General features: G+C 74.5%; 25 protein-coding genes. 19 read left to right on the forward strand and 6 right to left on the reverse strand.

Annotated features, from left to right (window positions below; translation table 11 throughout):
* Positions 1-22: 22 nt before the first annotated feature.
* The 5 genes from D7193_RS31260 to D7193_RS31280 all read left to right on the forward strand — a co-directional run bounded on the left by D7193_RS31260 (position 23) and on the right by D7193_RS31280 (position 3,360).
* On the forward strand, positions 23-559 hold the full coding sequence (locus D7193_RS31260; protein WP_120783272.1) for a hypothetical protein: 537 nt from the start codon (positions 23-25) through the stop codon (positions 557-559).
* 165 nt (positions 560-724) lie between these two features.
* Entirely contained in the window at positions 725-1,039 is a 315-nt protein-coding gene (rplU, locus tag D7193_RS31265) for a 50S ribosomal protein L21 (RefSeq protein ID WP_120783273.1), read from the forward strand.
* A gap of 11 nt (positions 1,040-1,050) precedes the next feature.
* Positions 1,051-1,305 (forward strand): 50S ribosomal protein L27, encoded by a 255-nt coding sequence (gene rpmA, locus D7193_RS31270; protein WP_088992381.1) that lies wholly within the window; start codon positions 1,051-1,053, stop codon positions 1,303-1,305.
* Between the two features lie 89 nt (positions 1,306-1,394).
* On the forward strand, positions 1,395-2,840 hold the full coding sequence (gene obgE / locus D7193_RS31275) for a GTPase ObgE (protein WP_120783274.1): 1,446 nt from the start codon (positions 1,395-1,397) through the stop codon (positions 2,838-2,840).
* 70 nt (positions 2,841-2,910) lie between these two features.
* Positions 2,911-3,360 (forward strand): GNAT family N-acetyltransferase, encoded by a 450-nt coding sequence (locus D7193_RS31280; protein ID WP_120783341.1) that lies wholly within the window; start codon positions 2,911-2,913, stop codon positions 3,358-3,360.
* 33 nt (positions 3,361-3,393) lie between these two features.
* On the opposite strand, the gene D7193_RS31285 is transcribed toward D7193_RS31280, so the two are convergent.
* Together D7193_RS31285 and D7193_RS31290 are read right to left on the reverse strand one after the other, a co-directional pair.
* Complete coding sequence (locus D7193_RS31285; protein WP_120783275.1) at positions 3,394-4,053, reverse strand: DUF6766 family protein; 660 nt, start codon at positions 4,051-4,053, stop codon at positions 3,394-3,396.
* A 106-nt stretch (positions 4,054-4,159) separates the two neighbouring features.
* Entirely contained in the window at positions 4,160-4,642 is a 483-nt protein-coding gene (locus D7193_RS31290; protein ID WP_120783276.1) for a DUF4383 domain-containing protein, read from the reverse strand.
* Between the two features lie 260 nt (positions 4,643-4,902).
* Between D7193_RS31290 and D7193_RS31295 the strand changes: the two genes are divergently transcribed.
* The 5 genes from D7193_RS31295 to D7193_RS31315 all read left to right on the forward strand — a co-directional run bounded on the left by D7193_RS31295 (position 4,903) and on the right by D7193_RS31315 (position 8,758).
* On the forward strand, positions 4,903-5,664 hold the full coding sequence (locus D7193_RS31295) for a hypothetical protein (protein WP_120783277.1): 762 nt from the start codon (positions 4,903-4,905) through the stop codon (positions 5,662-5,664).
* A gap of 31 nt (positions 5,665-5,695) precedes the next feature.
* On the forward strand, positions 5,696-6,154 hold the full coding sequence (locus D7193_RS31300; RefSeq protein WP_120783278.1) for a phage holin family protein: 459 nt from the start codon (positions 5,696-5,698) through the stop codon (positions 6,152-6,154).
* Entirely contained in the window at positions 6,151-6,822 is a 672-nt protein-coding gene (locus tag D7193_RS34680) for a DUF3618 domain-containing protein (RefSeq protein WP_120783279.1), read from the forward strand. Before D7193_RS31300 ends, D7193_RS34680 begins: the two co-directional genes overlap by 4 nt.
* A 128-nt stretch (positions 6,823-6,950) precedes the next feature.
* Positions 6,951-7,586 carry an SRPBCC family protein gene (locus D7193_RS31310; RefSeq protein WP_120783280.1) on the forward strand — a complete coding sequence of 212 codons (636 nt, stop codon included), beginning with the start codon at positions 6,951-6,953 and terminating at the stop codon, positions 7,584-7,586.
* Complete coding sequence (locus D7193_RS31315) at positions 7,583-8,758, forward strand: zinc-dependent alcohol dehydrogenase (RefSeq protein ID WP_120783281.1); 1,176 nt, start codon at positions 7,583-7,585, stop codon at positions 8,756-8,758. Before D7193_RS31310 ends, D7193_RS31315 begins: the two co-directional genes overlap by 4 nt.
* Positions 8,759-8,798: 40 nt before the next feature.
* Here D7193_RS31315 and D7193_RS31320 read toward each other — a convergent pair whose 3' ends face one another.
* Positions 8,799-10,043: a cytochrome P450 gene (locus tag D7193_RS31320; protein ID WP_120783282.1), complete on the reverse strand. Its 1,245-nt coding sequence runs from the start codon at positions 10,041-10,043 to the stop codon at positions 8,799-8,801.
* Positions 10,044-10,341: 298 nt separating this feature from the next.
* On the opposite strand from D7193_RS31320, the gene D7193_RS31325 reads away from it, so the two are divergent.
* Positions 10,342-10,815: a hypothetical protein gene (locus D7193_RS31325; protein ID WP_241563689.1), complete on the forward strand. Its 474-nt coding sequence runs from the start codon at positions 10,342-10,344 to the stop codon at positions 10,813-10,815.
* A 23-nt stretch (positions 10,816-10,838) separates the two neighbouring features.
* Here D7193_RS31325 and D7193_RS31330 read toward each other — a convergent pair whose 3' ends face one another.
* Positions 10,839-11,057: a DUF397 domain-containing protein gene (locus tag D7193_RS31330; protein ID WP_091346888.1), complete on the reverse strand. Its 219-nt coding sequence runs from the start codon at positions 11,055-11,057 to the stop codon at positions 10,839-10,841.
* 66 nt (positions 11,058-11,123) lie between these two features.
* Here D7193_RS31330 and pepN point away from each other — a divergent pair, with 66 nt between their 5' ends.
* Positions 11,124-13,640 (forward strand): aminopeptidase N, encoded by a 2,517-nt coding sequence (gene pepN / locus D7193_RS31335; protein WP_120783283.1) that lies wholly within the window; start codon positions 11,124-11,126, stop codon positions 13,638-13,640.
* A gap of 155 nt (positions 13,641-13,795) precedes the next feature.
* Here the strand turns inward: pepN and D7193_RS31340 are convergent, their stop codons facing one another.
* Positions 13,796-15,001, reverse strand: coding sequence for an FAD-dependent oxidoreductase (locus D7193_RS31340; protein WP_120783284.1), 1,206 nt, complete (start codon positions 14,999-15,001; stop codon positions 13,796-13,798).
* 227 nt (positions 15,002-15,228) lie between these two features.
* A complete protein-coding gene (locus tag D7193_RS31345) occupies positions 15,229-15,876 on the reverse strand; it encodes a PadR family transcriptional regulator (RefSeq protein WP_120783285.1) in 648 nt (215 codons plus the stop codon).
* Positions 15,877-16,083: 207 nt separating this feature from the next.
* Between D7193_RS31345 and nadD the strand changes: the two genes are divergently transcribed.
* The 7 genes from nadD (at position 16,084) to D7193_RS31380 (ending at position 23,264) form a co-directional block, all read left to right on the forward strand.
* On the forward strand, positions 16,084-16,680 hold the full coding sequence (gene nadD, locus D7193_RS31350; RefSeq protein ID WP_120783286.1) for a nicotinate-nucleotide adenylyltransferase: 597 nt from the start codon (positions 16,084-16,086) through the stop codon (positions 16,678-16,680).
* 109 nt (positions 16,681-16,789) lie between these two features.
* Complete coding sequence (gene rsfS / locus D7193_RS31355) at positions 16,790-17,200, forward strand: ribosome silencing factor (RefSeq protein WP_120783287.1); 411 nt, start codon at positions 16,790-16,792, stop codon at positions 17,198-17,200.
* Positions 17,197-17,826, forward strand: a complete 630-nt coding sequence (locus tag D7193_RS31360; protein WP_120783288.1) for a histidine phosphatase family protein — start codon at positions 17,197-17,199, stop codon at positions 17,824-17,826. The genes rsfS and D7193_RS31360 overlap by 4 nt, the downstream gene beginning before the upstream one ends.
* An 84-nt stretch (positions 17,827-17,910) precedes the next feature.
* Positions 17,911-18,795 (forward strand): DegV family protein, encoded by an 885-nt coding sequence (locus D7193_RS31365; RefSeq protein WP_120783289.1) that lies wholly within the window; start codon positions 17,911-17,913, stop codon positions 18,793-18,795.
* Positions 18,796-18,898: 103 nt separating this feature from the next.
* The gene (locus tag D7193_RS31370) at positions 18,899-19,666 is read left to right on the forward strand and encodes an SDR family NAD(P)-dependent oxidoreductase (protein WP_120783290.1); all 768 of its coding nucleotides are present in this window, start codon (positions 18,899-18,901) and stop codon (positions 19,664-19,666) included.
* A gap of 362 nt (positions 19,667-20,028) precedes the next feature.
* Positions 20,029-20,868, forward strand: a complete 840-nt coding sequence (locus D7193_RS31375; RefSeq protein ID WP_377456378.1) for a ComEA family DNA-binding protein — start codon at positions 20,029-20,031, stop codon at positions 20,866-20,868.
* Positions 20,865-23,264: a ComEC/Rec2 family competence protein gene (locus D7193_RS31380; protein ID WP_120783291.1), complete on the forward strand. Its 2,400-nt coding sequence runs from the start codon at positions 20,865-20,867 to the stop codon at positions 23,262-23,264. The genes D7193_RS31375 and D7193_RS31380 overlap by 4 nt, the downstream gene beginning before the upstream one ends.
* Positions 23,265-23,342: the final 78 nt, after the last annotated feature.

The following is a 23,342-nucleotide window of genomic DNA, read 5'->3' on the forward strand; positions in this document are numbered from 1 at the left end:
GGCATCGACCGGGGAGGTGCGCATGCGCCGTCTGCTCGTCGCCACGGTGCTCGCCGCCGGTCTCGCCTCGACGGGCGGCTGCGGGAGCGGGCAACCGTCGGATCCGCCCGCCGCGGGCGGCTCCCGTCCGGGCGGGACCGCGACAACCGGGGCCGCGCCCGCCGGAAGCGCGGCGAGCGGTGCCGGACCGAGCGGGGCTGGGCCGAGCGGGGCCGCGTCGAGCGGCGGTGGGGACACCGCCGCCGTCTGCGCCACCACGCGGCAGGCCGGTGCCGCCGCGGTCGAGACGTACGTCGCGGAGGTCGGCAGGATGGTCGCGGCGGTCGGCGCGAACGACGCCACCGCGGCCGAGACGGCCCGGCGGCGGGCGGAGGCGGCCCTCACCGGGTGGCGCGGCGTGCTGCGGGAGCAGTCCGCCCGGGCCACCGACCCGCGGCTACGGGCGCTGCTCGGTGACCTGGAAGCCGAGATCGAGGCGATGCGCGCCGACGTCGCCGGCGTCGACGAGACCGAGCTGGACCGCCTCCAGCAGCGCCTCGACCAGCTCTGTCCGGGCTGATCGGCCGGGTCGGTTTGGGTGCCGGGCGGGGCATGGCGTACGCTTGCCTGCGGCGCACTGTTGTGTGCCGAGTTCCCGTGTGCCCGCGCCGCCGTGCCACTGCTACCCGGCGAGCCGCCGCGGGGACGACCACCAGCAGCCTCAACGACAGGGAGTCCGCCTCCGATGTACGCGATCGTCAAGACCGGCGGCAAGCAGTACAAGGTCGCCGAGGGCGACGTGATCGAGGTCGAGAAGCTCACCGGTGCCCCCGGTGACGCGGTGCAGCTCACCGCGGTGCTCCTCGTCGACGGTGACGACCTGGTGACCGACGCGGCCCAGCTCGCCAAGGTCGCGGTGTCCGGCGAGATCGCCGCCCACACCAAGGGCCCGAAGATCCGGATCCACAAGTTCAAGAACAAGACCGGCTACCACAAGCGCCAGGGTCACCGCCAGCCGCTGACCCAGGTCAAGGTGACCGGCATCTCCAGCGGGAAGTAGGTCGTCCTCACATGGCTCACAAAAAGGGTGCGTCCAGCTCGCGTAACGGCCGTGACTCCGCGGCCCAGCGGCTCGGCGTGAAGCGCTTCGGTGGTCAGGTCGTCAGCGCCGGCGAGATCCTCGTCCGGCAGCGCGGCACCAAGTTCCACCCCGGTGACCTGGTCGGCCGGGGCGGCGACGACACGCTCTTCGCGCTGGCCGCCGGGTCGGTGCAGTTCGGCACCAAGCGCGGTCGCAAGACCGTCAGCATCGTGCCGCAGCAGTAGTTCGACAGCTAAGCGGGCCGCGGACCTGGTGTCCCGGCCCGCTTCGCTTTTTCTCGTGCGGGGCGGTCCCCGCTGGAAGGATTGACGGCGTGACGACGTTCGTTGACCGGGTCGTCCTGCACCTGCAGGCCGGCGACGGCGGGCACGGTTGTGTCTCGATCCACCGGGAGAAGTTCAAGCCGTTCGGCGGCCCGGACGGCGGCAACGGTGGGCACGGCGGCAGCGTGTCGCTGGTCGTCGACCCGCAGGTGCACACCCTGCTGGACTTCCACTTCCGCCCGCACGTGAAGGCGCCCAACGGCAAGGGCGGCGCCGGCTCGCACCGCGACGGTGCCAACGGTGAGGACCTGGTGCTCACGGTGCCCAACGGGACCGTGGTGCAGACCCTCGACGGCACGGTGCTGGCCGACATGGTGGGCGCCGGCACCACCTTCGAGGTCGCGCGCGGCGGGCGCGGCGGTCGGGGCAACGCGGCGCTGGCCAACGCCCGACGCCGGGCACCCGGCTTCGCCGAGCTGGGGGAGCCCGGCGACAAGCTCGATGTGGTGCTGGAGCTGAAGAGCGTCGCGGACGTCGGCCTGGTGGGCTTCCCGTCGGCGGGCAAGTCCTCACTCATCTCGGTGATCTCCGCGGCGAAGCCGAAGATCGCCGACTACCCGTTCACCACCCTGGTGCCCAACCTCGGGGTGGTCCGGGTCGACAACCACACCTTCACGGTCGCCGACGTGCCCGGGCTGATCCCGGGCGCCGCCAGCGGCAAGGGCCTGGGCCTGGAGTTCCTGCGGCACATCGAGCGCTGCGCGGTGCTGGTGCACGTCATCGACACCGCGACGCTGGAGCTGGGCCGCGACCCGCTGGCCGACATCGACACCATCGAGGCCGAGCTGAACCAGTACGGCGGCCTCGCCGACCGGCCGCGCCTCGTGGCGCTCAACAAGATCGACGTTCCGGACGGCCGGACGCTCGCCGAGATGGTCCGCCCCGACCTGGAGGCGCGCGGGTTCCGCGTGTTCGAAATCTCCACGGCCACCCGCGAGGGCCTGAAGGAACTCACGTACGCCATGGCCGAGCTGGTCGAGGCGGCCCGCGCCGCCACGCCGATCGTCGAGCCGACCCGGATCGTGATCCGCCCGACCGCCGTGGACGACGCCGGCTTCACCATCGAGGCGGAGGCGGACGGCTCGTACACCGTGCGCGGGACACGCCCGGAGCGCTGGGTCCGGCAGACGAACTTCGACAACGACGAGGCGGTCGGCTACCTGGCCGACCGGCTGGCCCGGCTCGGGGTCGAGGAGAAGCTGGCCAAGGCCGGCGCCGAGCCCGGGGACCTGGTCCGGATCGGCGAGCGCGAGTTCGACTGGCAGCCCACGCTGTACGCCGGTGTCGACTTCGTGCCCGGGGTCCGGGGCACCGACCAGCGCCTGGAGGAGAAGTCGGCCCGGCCGAGCGCGGCGGAGCGCCTCGCCGCCCGCAAGGCACGCCGGCAGCGTCCGGCCGACGAGATCGACGCGGACGAGACGGACGACGTCGAATAGCTCCGTACCGTCCGCGATCGGGTCGTTCGCCGGAAACCTGGCGGAAATCCACCCGGCTTACCGTCGGGTGGTGTTGATCGAGGCCCGTCCCGCCACCGACCCGGAGATCGCCGCCCTGGTCACCGCCCAGCAGCGGGAGCTGCGTGAGGCGGACGGCGGGCGGGACGGTCGGGGGATGCTGACCCCGGCCGACGTCCGCTTCCTCGCCGGGGTGGTGAACGGCCGGGCGGTCGCGTGCGGCGGCCTGCGGACCCTCGACGAGGAGACCGGCGAGCTCAAGCGGATGTACGTGCGGCCGGCCTACCGGGGCCGCGGGATCGCGCGCCAGCTGTTGGCGGCGCTGGAGGAGCTGGCCTACCAGGCCGGGTACAGCCGGATCTGCCTGGAGACGGGCACCTACCTGCCGGCCGCCATCGGGCTCTACACCTCCTGCGGCTACGAGCCGATCCCCGTGTACGGCGAGCACGTCGGCAACCCGTACAGCGCCTGCTTCGCGAAGCGGCTGCCGGTGCTGGCCTGATCCGCGGCGGCTCGGGCTCCCGGACTGGGTGGCTCAGGCGCCGGTCTGCGCGTGCGCCACGGTGACCGGCTTCGACTCGGGCGAGGCGTGCTGGCGCAGGAAGATGCTCAGCACGATCAGCGTGCCCACGGCGAGGAACTCGCTCTGCCAGTTCTGCATCGACTGGAACCAGAAGTCGCTCGTGCCGAGGAACTGCCACGCGCTGACCGGCGGCGCGCCGCTCTGCAACGCCTGCTCGGCGTTGTACTGGGCGGTGCCGCCGAGCAGGTGCCCCACGAACGAGCCGCCGAAGATCAGCAGCAGCGCGAGCGAGAGGCTGTTGCGGTAGATCACCAGCGGCAGGCCGCCGACCCGGGCCGGCCAGGGCGAGGCGGCGGTGGCGCGGCGCTCGTCGTCCTCCGGCCGGTCGGTCTGGTCCTCCGGCTTCGACTCCGCCGACCCCCGCTGCACCAGGTACGCGGTGAGCAGGACGTAGCCGCCCATCTGGAGGAACTCCGACTCCCAGTTCTCGAAGACCGCCTCGGCGAAGTGCCCGGTGGCGAGGTACGCCGGCCAGCTCAACGGTGCGGCGCCGAACTCGGCCAGCTCCTCGTTGTGGGTCTGCCAGCCGAACACGCTCTGCAATGCCAGGAAGACGAAGAACGCGCCGAACATGGCGACTGTCAGGGCGTTGTTGCGCAACCAACGCGGCATCTCGACCTCCTCGGCGGTGATCCGTGACTCTCCGTTGCCCCACGCGGCCAGTCGGCAAACGCCGGTGGTGCGCGGACACCCGGCCGGGTGACGGACGCCTCGGTGGTCAGGGACGGTCGGCCGGCGTGTCCAGGCGACCGCCGGTGCCGTACTGGTTCGACAGGAGCAGGCCGGTGGTCAGCATCCCGAAGCCCAGCCCCAGGTGCAGCCAGTTGTCGTTGTCGTTGACCGGCAGGAAGTTGGCCGCCCCGTCCTGGTGGATCGCGAACCCGTACAGCCAGAGCGCGAGGTAGGCGGCGCCGCCGCCGGCCAGGTAGAGCCGGGCCGCTCCGATGGTGCGGGCCATGGCGAGCCCGAGCAGGCCGAACAGCAGATGCACCGAGTTGTGCAGGATCGAGATCTGGAACACGCCGAACAGCTTCGCGCCCGAGTGGTGGGTGGCGCCGGCCAGCTGGTCGTAGTCGGTGGTGACCCCGGGAACGAAGCCCAGCGCGCCGACCACGAGGAAGACCAGGCCCACCAGGGCGGCCACCAGCTGGATGCGCGGCTTCGGCCCCGCCGGTCGGCCACCGCGCGCGCCCCGTGCCATCGATGCCACCTCCGTGGATCTGTCCCGCCCGCCGGTTCGTCCGGGCCTGGTCGTGAGGACCGTTCACCTCACCGTCCGTGGCGGCGACGTCACACAGCCCGCCGATCCTCCATTTTGAAGTTCGGGTCGGTCACGGCGCAGTGAAATGCCGGAACAGGTATGGACCCGACGACGGAGGGTAGGTGTTCCGCCGGAGGCGGTCGTCCCGCCACCGATCCCCCAAGCACAACCGCGACGACTTTCCGAGCGGAAGGGACATCATGACTTACGATCTGTCACCCACCGGCGCACCGTACGGTCAGGAGTCGACCAACGGCGGCGGCGTGCGCGAGCAGGCCCGCCAGGTCGGTTCGGAGGCCGCCCACGCGGGCGGCGCGGTCGCCGAGACCGCCAAGGAACAGGGCCGCGAGGTCGGCCGGGAGGCCGCGCGGCAGGCGCGCAACCTCTACGGCGAGGCCCGCACCCAGCTTGCCGGCCAGGCCGGCGAGCAGCAGCGGCGGGCCGCCGGCGGGCTGCGCTCGCTGGCCGACGAGATGCGCACCATGGCCGAGCAGGGCGGCCAGTCCGGCCCCGTCAGCGAGCTGGCCCGCCAGGCCGCCGACCGGGTGCACGGAGTGGCCGGCTGGCTGGAGGCGCGCGAGCCCGGCGACCTCATCACGGAGGTGCGTGACTACGCCCGCCGCAACCCCGGCACGTTCCTCGTCGGCGCCGCCGTGTTCGGCGTGCTCGCCGGGCGGCTGACCCGCAACCTCTCCGCCTCCGGCGGCGACTCCGGCCAGCACGCCCGCGGGCTGTACGACGACCCGGACCGGACCGCGGTCCTCCCGACCCCGACCCCACCGCACGTTTCGGAGCAGGTGCCGCCGGGCGGCTACCTCGACCCGGCCCCGGTCGCGTACCCCGACTCGCGCACCACCACCAGCTACGCCGATCCGGCGGGCGGCACCGGCCAGCCGTTGCCCCCGGTGAGCCAGACCGACCCGCTGCCGGGCGTGCCGTCCACCGGGACCGTGCGTCCGTGAGCGGCCGGAACATCCGAAGGGAGGAGTGGGCATGAGCATGCCGACGCAGGGGCCGGGGCTGGACCCCGGTGCCGCGGGCGCCCCGCACAGCGCCGCGGAGGTCAGGGGCAGCTCGATCGGCGAGCTGATGCGTCAGGTCACCGCCGACCTGTCCACCCTCATGCGCCAGGAGGTGGAGCTGGCCAAGGCCGAGATCCGCCAGGAGGGCCGCAAGGCGGGTAAGGCCGCCGGGCTCTTCGGCGGCGCCGGTTTCGGCGGCTACATGGTGGTCCTCTTCCTCTCGCTCGCACTCTGGGCCGGGCTGTCCAACGTGATGGACGCCGGCTGGGCGGCGCTGCTCGTGGCCGTCATCTGGGCCGTGATCGCGGCGGTCCTCTACTCGATGGCCAAGCAGAACGCGCGGCGCGTACGCGGTCTCGCGCAGACCAGCGACAGCGTGCAGCGGATCCCCGACGCGCTCAAGCCCCACCCGGAGGGAGTCACCCGATGAGCACCGATCCCGACCAGATCCGCCGGGAGATCGAAGCCACCCGTAACAGCCTGAGTTCCGATGTGGACGCGCTGGCGTACAAGGTCAGCCCGGGCCGCATCGTCGACGACCGTAAGCAGCGGGTCCGTACCGCGTTGCAGAATGTGAGGGACAGGGTCATGGGAACCGCGTCGGACCTCGGTCACGGCACCGGCCACGCCGCGCACTCGGTGGGCCAGCACGCCACGTCGGCGGCCTCCAGCGTGGGCGACGCCGCGCACTCGGCCGCGTCCACGGTGGGCGACGCCGCGCACTCGGCCGCGTCGTCAGTGAGCGACGCCGCGCAGCGGGCGCCGCAGGTCATCCGGCAGAAGTCGGAGGGCAACCCGCTCGCCGCCGGCCTCATCGCGTTCGGGGTGGGCTGGCTGGCCTCCTCGCTGATCCCCGCCACCCGCCGGGAGCAGCAGGTGGCGACGCAGGTCCGCGAGAAGGCGAGCGAGCACGGCGGCGTGGTCAAGGAGAAGCTGACCGAGGTCGCGAGCGAGCTCAAGGAGGAGCTGCGGGAGCCCGCCCAGCAGGCCACCCAGTCGGTCAAGGCCACCGCGCAGGACGCCGTGGAGACCGTGAAGGACGACGGCCGTACGGCCGCGCACGACGTGAAGGATCACGTGCAGCAGGCCCGCCAGTAGGAAGAGCCGACCCGCCTCCACCCACCTCGACGGTGCGTGGGGGCGGGTGCCGTTTCGGAGGGGCGCTGGCGGGTAGCGCTGCCGTACGGGCGTTCCGTCATCGAGGACGTCCCGGCGGAGGAGGCGTGATGGTCAGCAAGGCGACGAGGTGGGTCCTGCTCGGCGTCGGTGCGGCGGCCGCGACCGGTGTGGGCCGGACCGTGGCCCGCCGGCGGCGCCGGCACCAGCCGGAGCGGCAGGACGGCTGGTACGTGGTGCGCAGGGGGGTCACCGTCGACCGTCCGCGGGACGCGGTGATCGGCTTCTGGACCGACCGGGAGCGGTTGGACCGGGCACTGGCCGAGTGGGCGACGCTGGAGCGGATCGACGGCGACCGGTGGCGCTGCGAGGGCGTGGCCCCCGACGGCGGCGCCGGCTGGCGCGCCGAGATCACGGTCGAGGGTCCGGGGGTGCTGCGCTGGCGGGTCACCGAGGGCGCGGTCCCGCAGGAGGGACGCCTGGAGCTGACCGACGCGCCCCAGGGCCGGGGCACCGAACTCCGCGCCGAGCTGCGCTACCGCTCCGGGCCGGTGCGCCGGGTGTTCGGCCTGACCGCCGGGGACGAGCCCGACCTGGCCCTGCGGGACGCCCTCCGGCGGGTGAAGTCGCTGATCGAGTGCGGCCAGGTGATCGAGACCCGCCATGACCCGTCGGCGCGCAGCCCGCGCCAGGAGCGCGCCACCGACAAGATCCGGGACAAGCTGACGACGGGAGGACGGGCGTGAGGGCGCTGTGCTGGGAAGGCGTCGGCAAACTGGCCGTGCGCGACGTGCCGGAACCCCGCGTCCGCGCGGCCGACGACATCATCGTCCGGGTACGGGCGAGCAGCGTCTGCGGCTCCGACCTGCATCTGATCAACGGCTACCTGCCGGCGATGCGGGAGGGGGACGTCCTCGGACACGAGTTCATGGGCGAGGTGGTGGAGACCGGCCCGGGCGTGCGGCGACTGCGGGTCGGCGACCGCGTGGTGGTCGGCTCGGTGGTCGCCTGCGGTGGCTGCTGGTACTGCCGCACCGAGCAGTACTCGCTCTGCGACAACTCCAACCCCCAGCCGGTCTTCACCGAGAAGCTCTGGGGGCACTCGCCGGCCGGCATCCTCGGCTACTCGCACGCGGCGGGCGGCTACTCGGGCAGCCACGCGGAGTATGTCCGGGTGCCCTTCGGCGACGTCGGCGCGTTCCCGGTGCCCGACGGGGTGGCCGACGACGCGGTCGTGTTCGCCTCCGACGCGATGCCGACCGGCTGGATGGCCGCCGACTTCTGCGGGCTCGAGGGCGGCGAGGTGGTCGCCGTCTGGGGTGCGGGCGGAGTCGGCCAGATGGCGGCGCGCAGCGCCCAGATCCTCGGCGCGGAACGGGTGATCGTCATCGACCGGCTGCCGGAGCGGCTCGCCACGGCCGCCGCCCGGCTCGGCGTCGAGACGATCGACTACTCCCGGACCGACGTGCTGGAGGCGCTGCGCGAGATGACGGCCGGTCGCGGCCCCGACGCCTGCATCGAGGCGGTCGGCATGGAGTCGCACGACGTGGGGCCGAGCTATGCGTACGACCGGGCCAAGCAGGCGGCCCGGTTGCAGACCGATCGGCTCACCTCCGTCCGGCAGGCGATCATGGCGTGCCGCAAGGGCGGCACGGTGAGCATCGTGGGCGTCTACGCCGGGCTGGTCGACAAGTTCCCGCTCGGCGCGGCCATGAACAAGGCGCTGGTGCTGCGCATGGGGCAGATGCACGCCCAGCGCTACATCCCGATGCTGCTCGACCGGATCGCCGTGGGAGAGATCGATCCGGGCTACCTGGCCACCCACCCGCTGCCGCTGGAGGAGGGCGTGCGCGGGTACGAACTGTTCGAGAAGAAGCGGGACGGTTGCCTGCGTTCCGTGCTGCACCCGGCCGGCTGACCCGCGCGGCCGCGTCCCGCCCCGGCCGGGCGGGACGCGGTCAGGCCGTGCGACGGACGTTGGTGACGACGAAGCCGCTCGGCGGCAGCGTGGGCAACCGCCGCAGGTCCACGGCGAGGTCCTGCGGCGGCACGTCGTACCGGATGGTGCTCGTCAGGTTCGTGACCGCCCGCTTCATCAGCTCGATCGTGATCCACTCGCCGGCGCAGCGATGGCCCGTGTGCTCCCCGCCGCCCTGCGGGACCAGCGCGTACGCGTCCGGCCGCCGGTCGGCGAAGCGCTCCGGCCGGAACCGCTCCGGCTCGGGCCAGAGCGCCGGGTGGTGGTTGGTGCCGTAGAGGTCCAGCAGGACCCGGCGGCCGCGCGGGAACGGGTAGCCGTGCCACTCGAAGGGGCGCCGGACCCGGGCGGAGGCGGCCGGGAAGAACGGGTAGTAGCGGCGCACCTCGTGGACGAAGGGCTCGGCGGCGTCGGCGTCCTCGCGGACGCGCTCCCGCCAGGCCGGGTGGTCGTGCAGGGCGAGCGCGGCGAAGACGATGAACCGGCCCACGGCGACCGTCGGCCGCAGCAGGTTGAGCAGCTCCACCGCGGCGATCCGCCGGGGCAGGGCCCGCCCGCGGGGGTCGCTGTGCTCGGCGATCACCCGCAGCGCGCTGCCGGCCGGGGCGGGCAGCGTGCCAGCGCGCACCCGGTCGACGATCTCGGCCAGCCACCGTTCCCCCCGGCGCCGCGCGAGCCGGCCCCACCAGTGCACCGGCCCGATCGCCGCGCCGCTGCCGATCATCGCGTGCAGGTCGGCGGTGCGCCGGGTGACCTGCGCGTCGGCCAGCGGGACGCCGGCCCAGGCGCAGACCGCCCGGGTGAGCATCCGGCCCAGCTCCCGGTAGAGCACCACCGGCCCAGCGCCCTCCCAGACGGCCACCCGGGCCCGCCACTCGTCGTCGAAGAGCTGGCCGAGGTGCCGGACGGCGGTCGGCGTCATGAGCGACATCAACATCGCCTTGCGGTCCTCGTGCGCCGCGCCGTCCAGGCCCTGCACCCCGCCGCGCCCGGTGAGGGTCCACTGCACCCGTACCGGCATCGCTCCCGTCCGCTCGAAGCGCTCCGTGTCGTAGAAGAGCATCGAGGCCGGGCGCCCGCGCATGCAGATGGTGCGCCGCAGCAACAGGCGGGTCTGGAAGACGTCGCTGCCGTACCGGTCGCAGCGGGTGCCGATGTACCGGTAGCCCTCCCGGAGCAACGCGAGGGTGCTGTCCGGGACGCGGTCGGTCGGGATGGTCGCCATCGGGCCTCCTGACACGTGGCCGCCGTCGCCGGCCGGCCGGATCTCCTCGACCGGTGGCTTCTACCCAGGTCAGGGCCGCTGAATCACGGTGAGCGGCCCCCGCCGGCTGGCCCGGGCCCGTCGACCGGGGCGGTGGGTCGGGCCGGTGACGGGGGAGGGGGCCAGCGGATCAGGACGTCCGCTGGCCCCTCCCAGGAGCACGGGAACCTGGTTGGCTACGGACATCGGCACCGGCGCCGGCCGCGCCAGCGGCGGCGACGGGGCTAGGGGCGACGGCACGGATCACGGGGAGGGCGGAATGCGCGCAGACGGCTCGCCGCACCGGCGGCGGACGAACGGGGAACCGGGTCCCGGGAGGCCCGGTGCCGGCCCGGTCGGGCGGCACAGCAACGGACCGGTCGGGCGGCCCGGCGGCGGGCCGGCCCGGTCGCTGCGTGGCGCGGCCGGTGCGGACATTCCGCTGATCGCGCCGTCACGCCGGCCGGCACCCCCGGCCCGGCATTTCACCGTGCACCTCGGCTTCACGGCGGCCGGCCCGGTCGACGCCCGGGACGCGGCGGTCGCCTACGCCGAGGCGCTGAGCCTGCTCCGCCCCGAGCTGGCGATCGGCGCGGCAGCCCTCTCACCCGCCGACGCCTGGCACCGGGCCGAGCGGCTGTTCTGCGGTGCCGTCGGCCCCGATGACGAGCGCTGCGTCGACGTGGCCGGCCATCCGGGCTTCCACCACGGCCCGGGCCCCGGCGGCCTCGGCTGGGGCGACGGCGACTCGTGACCGCTGCCGTCGCGCCCGCGGCATCAGTCCAGGTCGAACTCGCCGTCCTGCGCGCCGGCCACGAAGGCGTCCCACTCGGCCTGCGTGAAGACCAGCACCGGCCCGTCCGGCTCGGCGGAGTTCCGCATGCCGATCAGGTCGTCGACGAAGGCGACCTCGACGGCGCTCTCGGAGGTGTCGCCCTCGGCCCGCTGCCAGACCGCCCGGGACAGGTCGAAGTCGCCCTTGGGGTGCTGAGCCATGGTGGTTCCTCCAGTGCACGCGTCGGCGGGGAAACACGTCCGTTCCCCATCGGGCAGGATAAGCGGATGCCCAGCCTGACCCGTGTAGAGGCGACCGCGCGTGGCGCGGCGATTACCGTCGAGTCCTACCAGGTGGACCTCGACCTGACCGGCGGCGGGGAGAGGTTCCGCTCCCACGTGACGATCCGGTTCCGGGCGACCCCCGGCACCGAGACGTTCGCCGAGGTCAAACCCGCGAAGCTGCTGGCGGTACGCCTCAACGGCGAGGACCTCGACCCCGGCGTGCTGGCCGACGACCGCCTGCCGCTGGCCGGGCTCGGCGAGCGCAACACGCTGACCGTCGAGGCGGAGATGGCGTACTCGAACACCGGGGAGGGCATGCACCGCTTCGTCGACCCGGCCGACGGGGAGACCTACCTCTACGCCATGTCGTTCCTCGACGACGTGCAGCGCATCTTCGCCGCCTTCGACCAGCCCGACCTGAAGGCGCCCGTCACCCTCACGGTCACCGCCCCTCCCGAGTGGACGGTGGCGGCCAACGGCCAGCTCGCGGCCAACCCGCGCCCGGGGCGGTGGGAGTTCGCCCCGACCATGCCCCTCGCCACGTACTTCTTCTCGCTGATCGCCGGGCCGTACCACGTCCGCCGCGACGAGCACGACGGGATCCCGCTCGCCGTCTACTGCCGACGGTCGCTGGCCGAGCACCTCGACGCGGACGCCGAGGAGATCTTCACCGTCACCCGGCAGTGCCTCGACCGGTTCCACCAGCTCTTCGCCGAGCGCTACCCCTTCGGCAAGTACGACCAGGCGTTCGTGCCGGAGTTCAACGCCGGCGCGATGGAGAACCCGGGCCTGGTCACGTTCCGCGACGACTACATCTTCCGGTCGGCGGTGACCGACACGCAGCGGGAGCTGCGGGCCACCACGATCGCGCACGAGATGGCGCACATGTGGTTCGGCGACCTGGTCACCATGCGCTGGTGGGACGACCTGTGGCTCAACGAGTCGTTCGCCGAGTACCTGGGCACCCGGGTGACCGCCGAGGCGACCCGGTTCGGCCGGGCGTGGACCACGTTCGCGCTGCGCCGCAAGGCGTGGGGGTACGCGGCCGACCAGCGACCCTCCACCCACCCCGTCGCGCCGCGCGAGGTGGCCGACGCCGCCGAGGGCCTGCTCAACTTCGACGGCATCTCGTACGCCAAGGGCGCCAGCGTGCTGCGGCAGCTCGTCGCGTGGCTCGGCGACGACGCGTTCCTGGCCGGGCTGAACGCCCACTTCGCCGCGCACCGGTTCGGCAACGCCACGCTGGCCGACCTCCTCGCCAGCCTGTCGGCGGCCAGCGGCCGGGACCTGACCGACTGGGCCGAGCGGTGGCTGCGCCGGGCGCAGGTGAACACGCTCCGGGTCGAGGTGAGCCTCGACCCGGACGGGCGCTACCGCGAGGTCGCGGTGGTGCAGACCGCCCCCGCGTCGCATCCCGTGCTGCGCCCGCACCGCATCGGCGTCGGCCGGTACGCCGCCGACGGCACGGTCGACCGGATCGAGGTGGACCTCGACCCGGACGCGGACGGCGGCCGCACCGTGCTCCACGAGCTGACCGGGGCGCCGGCCGCCCGGCTGCTGCTGCCCAACGACGGTGACCTCACCTTCGCGAAGGTACGGCTCGACCCGGCCTCCGCCGACGCCGTGCCGCTGGTGCTGCCCGGCCTCGCCGACCCGCTGGCCCGGGCGCTGCTCTGGGGCGAGGCGTTGGACGCGGCGACCGACGGGGAGCGGCCGGTCACCGGCCTCGTGGCGCTGATCGCCGCGGCGCTGCCCGCCGAGACCGAGGTGATCATCGCGGAGGACGTGCTGACGCTGAGCCGGTCGCTGGTCGACCGGTACCTCGACCCGGTGTCCCGGCAGGGGGCGCTGGCCCAGATCGCCGAGGCGTGCGACACGCTGCTGGGCGGCGCACCGGCCGGCGGGTCGCTCCAGCTCGCGGCCGCGCGTGCTCTCATCACCGCCACCACCGACGCCGACCTGCTGACCGGCTGGCTGTCCGGCCGGGCCGTGCCGTCCGGGCTGGCCGTCGACGCGGAGCTGCGCTGGGCGGTGCTGCGCCGGCTCGTGGTGCTCGGCGCGGCCGGCGAGGCGGAGATCGCCGCCGAGGCCGAGGCCGACCCCAGTGCCGCCGGCGCGGAACGGGCCGCTCGCTGCCGCGCCGCACTGCCCGACGCCGACGCCAAGCGGGTCGCGTGGGAGATCGTCACGCGCAACACCGATTTGTCCAACCGGCTCGTCGAGGCGACCGCGGAGGGCTTCTGGCAGCCCGAGCAGGCCGAGCTCACCGCCGGGTACGTCGAGCGCTACTTCGCCGACATGCCGGCCGCGGCCCGGCTGCGTACCCCCTGGACGGCCGACCGGGTCGCGAGTCTGGCGTTCCCCCGCTACGCCGTGGCGCAGCCCACCCGGGAGGCGGCCGCGGTGCTGCTGGCCCGCGACGACCTGACCCCCGGCCTGCGCCGGGTGGTCACCGACGCCGACGACGACCTGCGCCGAGCCCTGGTAGCCCGAACCGCCATAGCCGCAACCCTGGCCTAACCCCCCACCGCCGTCCCCGCGCCCCCTCAGCCCCGCGATCTTGCACTTTCTGCCCCGGCATTCCGGACCAAAAGCCGCGAAACAGGGGCCGAAAGTGCAAGATCGGCGGCGGGAAGGGGGGCGCGCGCGGGGGGCGGGGGCGGGGAGGGAGGGCGTCAGCTTGACGTCAGGTCTGCACTCACCGGGGTGTCCCAGTTGATGACGTAGCGCTGTTCGTGGCCCATGGTCTTCTCCGGGTCCATGGCCGTCTTCACGAACAGCGGCATGAGCAGCGGCATCACGGCCCGGGCCACCGCACCCGGCGCCTTGGCCCGGTTGATCCGCGCGGCCCGCGCGGCCACGCGCTCCACCCGGTCGCGCCGCAGCCGCTCGTACGCGGCGAACGCCGACGGCACGTCGGGCAGGTCGCGCAGGCACCGGGCGAGCTGCACGGCGCTCTCGATGGCCAGCGACGCGCCCTGGCCGGAACTGTTCGAGGGCGCGTGCGCCGCGTCGCCGACCAGCACCATCCGGCCCCGGTGCCAGTGCGGCACCGGCGGCATGATCAGCAGCGAGCCCACCACCTGGAGGCCGTCGGCGTCGCTCGTTGCCATCAGCGACCCGCCCGGGTCGTCGTCGCCGTACGCGGCGCGCAGCGTCCCCAGCCACTCGCTCGTGGGTACCGCCCGGGCCTCCGTGAGGGTCATGGGCCGCTCCTGCGGCAGGTTGACGCCCCACCGCGTGCCGCCGCCCGGCTCGGGCCAGTAGAGGTAGTAGCCCCCACGGCCGAAGGCGAACGTCATGGTGCCCGGCTCCACGTCCACCTCGTGCCGGGCCACCGCCTCGAACCCGAGCAGCCCGGTGTAGCGCGGGCCGGGGGCGTCCGGGTCGATCAGCGTACGGACCGTGGACCGGATGCCGTCGGCGCCTACCAGCACGTCGGCCGTCGCGGTGCCGCCGTCGGCGAAGTGCGCGGTGACGCCGGTGGCGCTCTCGCGTACGTCCACGAGCCGCCGGCCGTGCTCGATCACCACGCCCTCGGCGACGGCCCGGTCGTGCAGGGCCCGGTGCAGTTCGGCGCGGTGCACCACCCGCAGCGGTGGCACGCCGGCCAGGCCGGGCAGGGCGAAACGCCGACGCCCGATCGCCATCGCCGTGCGGTGGATCGGCGTGGCGATCGCGGTCACGGCGTCGTCGGCGCCGACGACGGCCAGCGCGGCGACGCCGTTGGGTGCGAGCGCGAGGGTGCCGCCGATGCCGTCGGCGGTGCTCGGGTAGGCCTCGTAGACGGTGGCGGCGATGCCGGCGCGGCGCAGCGCCAGCGCGGTCACCGGACCGGCGATTCCGCCACCGATGACGATGGCCGTGTTCACTGTGGTCATGGTCCTCTCCCTGGTCGTCGTGCCCGTACGACGGCCGACGGTGCTGTCCGTCGGTGCCGGTGCGACGGCACCGACCGGTCTGCGGCCGGCGCCGGTGTGGCACCGACCTGGGAGGGAGCCCGGCTATCCTCGTGGTTGCCGCTTCGGGGCCGAGCACCTTCCCAGGTGCGGTACCGAGGTAAGGGCCCCGGTGTGGTGTTGGCGCACCGCGCCGGGGCCGCCCGATGTCACTGCGTGGTGCTGCCTCCCTCGGCGAGATCGGTCAGCTCCGGCGGCATCTCGCCGGTCTCGTGGAAGGCCCGCCACTGGTCGAGCCCCGGGTAGGTGCCCGCGGTGAACTCGGCCAGCAGACCGCGTACCCAGGTCGCCTCGGCCTCCCGGACGGCCAGGTCGTACTCCGACTCGACCAGGAACAGCCGCGGGATCTGCCGCAGGTGCTCCTCCAGCGCGGCCCGGGCTGCCCGGATGGCGTCCTCCAGCCGGTCGAGGCGCTGCCGCAGGAGCGTCACCGCCTCGTCGGGATGCAGGACGGCCAGCACGGAGAGCCCGGCGCGGAAGCGGGGGTGCTCCGGCTCCGGCGTCGACACCAGCTCGCGCGCCCAGTCGACCAGCTCCGCCCGCCCCGCCTCGGTGATGCGGTAGACCGTGCGCTCGGGCCGGCGGCCGGCGCGCACGCTCTCGACGGCCGCGATGAGGCCGTGCCGGTCCATGTTGCGGATCACGGTGTAGAACGACCCCCACTTGATCTCCATGTCCTGCTCCTTGCCCCAGGAGCGCAGAGCGGTGGCGATCTCGTACGGGTGCATGGGTCGTTGGGTGAGGGCGGAGAGCACGGCCAGGGCGAGCAGATTGCCGACCTTGCGCTGTTTCGGCATGCCACCCTCCGATCCTCGTCCACGATTACTCGTACGCGAGTATAGGGCCTAGCGCGGGCCCCGCACCAGCCCCCGCGTAACCCGCGCACCGACCGTCAGGTAACCCGCGTACCGACCCGTCACGTGACCCGCGCACCCGCCCCGGCGTGGCGCGGACCACCTCGCCGCCGGGGGCTCCCGCCCCGCCGACCGGCCTACGATCACGGGGTGGAGGAAGATATCCGGCGGATCGGGATCATGGGTGGCACCTTCGACCCGATCCACCACGGGCACCTCGTCGCGGCCAGCGAGGTGGCGGACCGGTTCGGGCTCGACGAGGTGATCTTCGTGCCCACCGGCCAGCCGTGGCAGAAGGCCGACGTGCCCGTCAGCTCCGCCGAGGACCGCTACCTCATGACGGTGATCGCCACCGCCTCGAACCCCCGCTTCCAGGTGAGCCGGGTCGACATCGACCGGGGCGGGCCGACGTACACCGTCGACACGCTGCGGGACCTGCACGCCGAGTACGGCCCGAAGGTGGAGCTCTACTTCATCACGGGCGCGGACGCGCTGGAGAAGATCCTCTCCTGGAAGGACCTGGACGAGATCTTCGAACTGGCCCACTTCGTGGGGGTGACCCGGCCCGGCTTCGAACTCACCGACAAGCACCTGCCCGCCGACACGGTCAGCCTGGTGCAGGTGCCCGCCATGGCCATCTCGTCCACCGACTGCCGGGCCCGGGTCGCGCGCGGTGAGCCGGTCTGGTACCTGGTGCCCGACGGTGTGGTGCAGTACATCGCCAAGCGGCGTCTGTACCAGCGGTGACACGCCCGGTTTGGTGCCGTCCGGGCGGGTTACCCGCTCAAACTGAGAAGTCGGGACGACGCCGCATGTGAGACGCTTGAGGGGTCGCACGGTTGATCGAAGGAGAACGGTGACAGTTTCCGAACGCGCGTACGAGCTGGCGACCGCCGCGGCCCAGGCCGCCGCCGACAAGAAGGCGCAGGACATCGTCATCATCGACGTGGGCGACCAGCTCGCCATCACCGACGCGTTCCTGCTCGCCGCGGCCCCGAACGAGCGTCAGGTGCTCGCCATCGTCGACGCCATCGAGGAGCGCCTGCTGGAGCTGCCCGAGAAGGCCAAGCCGGTGCGCCGCGAGGGCGAACGCGGCGGTCGGTGGGTGCTGCTCGACTACGTCGACGTCGTGGTGCACGTCCAGCACACCGAGGAGCGGGAGTTCTACGCGCTCGACCGGCTCTGGAAGGACTGCCCGACCATCCCGTTCGTCGACCGCGACCTGGTCGACGCCGAGTCCGCCGCCGGTTCCACCGTCGCGGAATGACCCGGCTCATCATCTGGCGGCACGGCAACACGGACTGGAACGCCGGCGACCGGGTCCAGGGCCAGACCGACGTACCGCTGAACGACCTCGGCCGGGAGCAGGCCCGGTCGTCCGCGCCGCTGCTCGCCGCGTTGCGTCCCGACGCCATCGTGGCCAGCGACCTCAGCCGGGCCGCCGAGACGGCCGCCGCGCTGGCCGCCGCGACCGGGTTGCCGGTACGCACCGACGCCCGGCTCCGCGAGCGCCACTTCGGGCACTGGCAGGGGCTCACGCTCACCGAGGTCGCCGAACGCTTCCCCGACGAGTACGCACGCTGGCGTGCCGGTGACCCGGACCCGGGCGCCGGGATCGAGACACTGGACGACCTCGGCAAGCGGGTCGGCTCGGCCCTCGCCGACGCCGCCGACGCGATCCCGGGCGGCACCGTCGTGGTCGCCACCCACGGTGGTGGAGCCCGCCAGGGCATGGGGCACCTGCTCGGCTGGGATCCCGGTGTGCTGCGCACCGTCGGCTCCCTGCAGAACTGCCACTGGACCGAGCTGCGCCGCGACGACGTGCGGGGCTGGCACCTGCGGGCGCACAACGTCGGCCTGGTCGTCGTGCCGGCGGTCGCCGACGCCGTCTGAACCGGCGCCGGCGTGCCGGCCGTCGCGGCCCGGCCCGATCGTGCGGCCTCGTCGTGCGGCCCGCCATCGGCTAGCGTGCCGGGCATGCCCGTCGCGGTCGTCACCGACTCCACCGCCTACCTCCCGCCCGAGCTGGTGCAGGCGCACCGGCTCACCGTGGTGCCGCTGACCGTCGTGCTCAACGGCGCGGAAGGGCTCGAAGGGGTCGAGATCTTCCCCGCCGACGCGACCCGGGCGCTCAGCGGCCGGCGGGTGTCGGCGAGCACCTCCCGTCCCGCTCCGGAGCAGTTCGCGCGGACGTACCGTCGCCTGCTCGACGCGGGCGCGGACGGCGTCGTGTCGGTGCACCTGTCGGCGGAACTCTCCGGCACGGTGGAGGCGGCCCGGCTGGCCGCCGACGAGCTGGGCGGGCGGGTCGCCGTGGTGGACAGCCGCTCGACCGGCCTGGGCCTGGGGTTCGCGGTCATCGAGGCCGCCGCGGCCGCCGCCCGGGGCGAGGACCTCGATGGTGTACGCCGGGCCGCCGCCGACGCCGTCGATCGCACCACCATCTACTTCTACGTGGACACGTTGGAATTCCTCCGCCGGGGCGGGCGGATCAACGCGGCCGAGGCGCTGCTCGGCACGGCACTCTCGGTGAAACCGATCATGCACATGCCGGACGGGGCCATCGTGCTGCGGGACAAGGTGCGCACGGCCAGCCGCGGTGTGGCACGCCTGGTCGACCTGGCCGTCGAGGCGGCCGGGGACGCCGAGGTCGACCTCGGCGTCCACCATCTCGCCGCGCCCGAGCGGGCCGAGGCGCTGCGCGCGGCGCTGGTCGAACGGCTCGGCGACCGCGTCCGCGAGACGTACGTCTCGGAGGCCGGCGCCGTGGTGGCTGCGCACGCCGGCCCGGGCCTGGCGTGCGTCGTGGTGCACCGTCGGCCGGCCGCCCCGCCGGAGCCCGGCGGCCGCGACCCGGAATGACGGCCGGTACGGTCGCCGGCCCGGAGGCTGCGGAGCGCCTGTCGAGCTGCCCCGGATCTGGGGCACGTCCGCTTCGTGTCGGCGCGGGCGGAGAGGAGCGCGAGTGTCCTGTGTGGTGACCGGAGGCGGCCGGGGCGTGGGTCGCGCCGTGGTGGAACGGCTGGCGGCCGCGGGCGACACCGTCGTCGTGGTCGAGCGTGATCCCGCCGCGCTGGAGTGGCTGCCCGCCCACCCGGCCGCCGACCGGCTGCTCGGCGTGACCGGTGACGCCGGCGACGAGGCGGTCGCGGGCCGCGCCGCGGACCTGGCGGAACGGGCCGGACCGCTGACCGGGTGGGTCAACAACGCGGCGGTGTTCCGGGACGCCTCGGTGCACTCCGCGCCGGTAGGCGAGGTGGCCGACCTCATCGGGGCCAACCTCCGGCCGGCCCTGGCCGGCGCCGCCACCGCGGTACGGCGGTTCCTCGCCGCGCGCACCGCCGGGTCGATCGTGAACGTCTCCTCCCATCAGGCCGCGCGACCGGTGCCCGGCTGCCTCCCGTACGCGACCGCGAAGGCGGCGGTGGAGGGGATGACCCGGGCGCTCGCCGTGGAGTACGGGCGGTACGGCATCCGGGCCAACGCGGTGGCCCTCGGATCGGTCGGCACCGAGCGGCACGCGGCCTTCCTCGCGGGGCAGGACCGGGCCGAGGCCGCGCGGATCGAGGCGGACCTGGCCCGGCTGCACCCGCTCGGCCGGATCGGCCGGGTCGACGAGGTGGCCGACACGATCGCCTGGCTGCTGTCGCCCGCCGCAGGCTTCGTGAACGGCGTGACGCTGCCGGTGGACGGTGGGCGCGCGGTCCTCGGGTTGGATCCGGAGGCGCACTGACCTGCGACGCTCCCGTCGCTAGCAGACAATGCCATGATCAGGGAGTTGTCCACAGGCGGCGGCGCCGTCCACAGGGAACGGTCCGGAGGGCACGCGGTGGCGGATCGCCGCCGTAGCGTCACGCCGTGTCACACGACGACGAGACCGTGGTACGCCGACGCCTCCGGCGGCTCACCGCGCAGCCGCTCTTCGGGGCGGCCTCCGGCGGTGCGCCGCCCGGAGACGCGCAGTCGATCGTGGGTACGCCCGACGTGCCGTCGCCGGCGCCGTCCGGCGGGACGGCCGCCCTTGCGGGTCCGGCGCCCGGCCTGCCTGAAGCGTCCGACCTGCGGGACGCGCCCGGCCTGTCAGCGGCGTTCGACCTGCCGGCCGGCGCGACGCCCGGGTTGTCGACGGTGACCGGTTGGTCGGCCGGGAGTGGTGCCTCGAAGGCTCCTGGCCTGTCGGTGGCGTCCGGCCTGTCGACGGCGTCCGGCCTGTCGGTGGCGCCGGTCCGGCCGGCGGAGCCGGGGCTCGAGGGCGAGGCCTCGGCGGGTGGGCCGGGTGGGCTGCCCGGGCCCGGCGCGTTCGACCCGGGGCGGCGCGGCATCCGCGCACTGGCGGCGGTCGCCGTGGTGGTGGTCCTGGGCGCCGGATTCTGGGCCTGGCGCTCCCGCCCGCGAGCGGAGCCGGTGCGGCCCGCAGCGAGCACCGCGGCGCCCGTGGCCGAGGGCGTTGCGGACGGCGTCGCGGAGCCCGACCGGAGTGCGGCCGGCGAGCTGGTCGTCGCCGTGGCCGGCAAGGTGCGCCGCCCCGGCCTGGTGCGAGTGCCGGTCGGCGCCCGGCTCGCCGACGCCGTCGAGGCGGCCGGCGGAGCGCTTCCCGGGGTGGACGTCGCCCTGCTGAATCCGGCCCGCAAGCTGAGCGACGGTGAGCTGATCGTGGTCGGGGTGACCCCGCCGCCGGCAGCGGGCCAGCCGGTCGGCGGCTCCGGCGAGGGTCCGGCCGCGGGTGGCGTGCCCGGCCCCGGCGGGCGGGTCAACCTCAACACCGCGACTCTGGCGCAGCTCGACGCGTTGCCCGGGGTCGGTCCGGTGCTCGCCCAGCGCATCCTCACCCACCGCGAGCAGCACGGGGGCTTCCGGTCGGTCGGTGACCTCCGGCAGGTGGAAGGCATCGGCGACGCCCGCTACGAGCAGCTGAAGGACCTGGTGACGGTGTGAGCGGCCGATCCGACCGGGACGCGCCGGCGTCCATCGACCGAGGGTCGCCGGACCTGCGGCTGGCCGGGCTCGCCGTGGCGGCCTGGCTCACGGCACTGGCCGGGCTGCACCTCGACGCGGCGACCCTGCTGCTGCTCGCGGTGCTGGCCGCCGCGCTCTCCGCCGTCGGCGCGCTGCACCTGCTCGGTGTGCTGGGACGCCCCGGGCGTCGCGCCCGGCGGTACGGCTGGATCGCGGTCGCGGTGGGCATCGGGGTCGTCTGCGGCGGCAGCGCGACCGCGGCCCGGCTCGCCGTACGCGACGCCGCTCCGCTGCGCGCCCTCGCCGACCAGCGCGCGGTCGTCACCGCCGAGCTGGTCGTCCGCGACGATCCCCGGCCGGTCCGGGGCGCACCGGGCCGTCCGGCCACCCTGCTGGTGCCTGCCGACCTGGTGAGCCTCACCGCGCCGGACGGCCGACGGATCACCGGACCGGCCCGGGTGCTGGTGCTGGCCACCGGTCCGGGTTGGCAGGGGCTCCTGCCGGGGCAGCGGCTCGCCGCGCGGGGACGCCTCGACATTCCCCGCGGCGGCGACCTCACGGCCGTCGTGCTGAGCGCCAGCGGTCCGCCGGAACGCCACGGCACCCCCTCCTGGGCGCAGCGGGCCGCCGGGTCGCTCCGCGCCGGCCTGCAACGCGCCTGCGCACCGCTGCCCGACGAGCAGGGTGGGCTGCTGCCCGGGCTGGTGGTCGGCGACACCAGCCGGCTGCTGCCCATGGTGGAGGAGGACTTCCGGGCCACCGGCATGACCCACCTCAACGCGGTGTCCGGGTCCAACGTGGCGATCGTGGTCGGCGCCGTGCTGCTGCTCGCCCGCTGGTCCCGGGCCGGGCCGTGGCTCGCCGCCGGGCTCTGCGGCGTCGCCCTGGTGGGCTTCGTCATCCTGGTGCGCCCGTCGCCGAGCGTGGTACGCGCCGCCACCATGGGCGCCATCGGGCTGGCGGCGCTGGCCGCCGGGCGCCCCCGGGCCGCCCTGCCCGCGCTGGCCGCCGCGGTCACCGTGCTGGTGCTGCTCGACCCCGAGCTGGCCGGCGACGCGGGGTTCGCGCTCTCCGTCCTGGCCACCGGCGGATTGCTGCTGCTCGCGCCGCGGTGGCGGGACGGGCTGCGGCGGCGGGGCGTACCGGCCGGGCTGGCCGAGGCGCTGGCGGTGCCCGCCGCCGCCCAACTGGCCTGCGGGCCCGTGGTGGCCGGGCTGTCCGGCACGGTGAGCGTGGTCGCCGTGCCGGCGAACCTGCTGGCCGTGCCGGCCATCGCGCCGGCCACCGTGCTCGGCGTCGTGGCGGCGGCCGTGTCCCCGCTGTGGCCGGCGGGCGCCGAGTTCGCGGCCTGGCTGGCGAGCTGGCCGGCGTGGTGGCTGGTCCTGGTGGCCCGGTACGGCGCCCGGCTGCCGGCGGGCACGCTGCCGTGGCCGGGCGGCGTCCCCGGCGCCCTGTTGCTGGCGGGACTCACCGTGGCGCTGCTCGTCGCGGTCCGGCGGCCCGTGGTGCGTCGGCTGGTGGCGGTGGTGGCCGTGGCGGTGGTGCTGGGCACCCTGCCGGTGCGGCTGGTCGCCCGGGGCTGGCCCCCGCCCGGGTGGGTCGTGGTGGCGTGCGCGGTGGGCCAGGGCGACACGGTGGTGCTGCCGGTCTCGGCCGGCCGGGCGGTGGTGGTCGACGCGGGGCCGGAGCCGGCGGCGGTGGACGGGTGCCTGCGCCGGCTGGGCGTCCGCGAGGTGCCGCTGCTCGTGGTCAGCCACCTCCACGCCGACCACGTGGGCGGGATCGAGGGCGTGTTTCGGGGGCGTCGGGTGGCCGCCGTGCTCGCCCCGGTCTCCGACGAGCCCGAGACCGGGCGGGCCCTGGTGCGGTCCGCGGCCGCCGCGGGGCGGGCGCGGCTGCTCACCGCGTCGACCGGCTGGGCGTACCGGGCGGGCCACATCGACCTGGTGCTGCTCGGCCCGCCGTACCCGCTGCGCGGCACCCGCTCCGACCCGAACAACAACTCGCTGGTGCTGCGCGCCACGGTGGCGGGCGTACGGGTCCTGCTTCCCGGCGACGCCGAGACCGAGGAACAGCGGGCACTGCTGGACCGGTCGCCGCCCGGCGCGCTGCGGGCCGAGGTGTTGAAGGTGGCGCACCACGGCTCCGCCTACCAGGATCCAGCGTTCCTGGACGCGGTTCGCCCCGCCGTCGCGCTCGTCCCGGTAGGCGCCGGGAACACGTACGGCCACCCGGATCCCGGCCTGCTCGCGGATCTGGGCAGGGACGGCGTACGGGTGCTGCGTACCGACACCGACGGCGACGTGGCCGCTGTCCACGGCGAGCGCGGCCTCGCCGTCGTCACCCGGGGCGTGCCACCGGGTCGGCGGTCGTGACGGGCCTCGGGCGACCATACGTCACGGGAGAGAATTGAGGGACTGCATGGTGGATTGACATAAATGTCTGGATTTGCA

The organism is Micromonospora costi, from assembly GCF_003626655.1.
Classification (GTDB): Bacteria; Actinomycetota; Actinomycetes; order Mycobacteriales; family Micromonosporaceae; genus Micromonospora; species Micromonospora costi.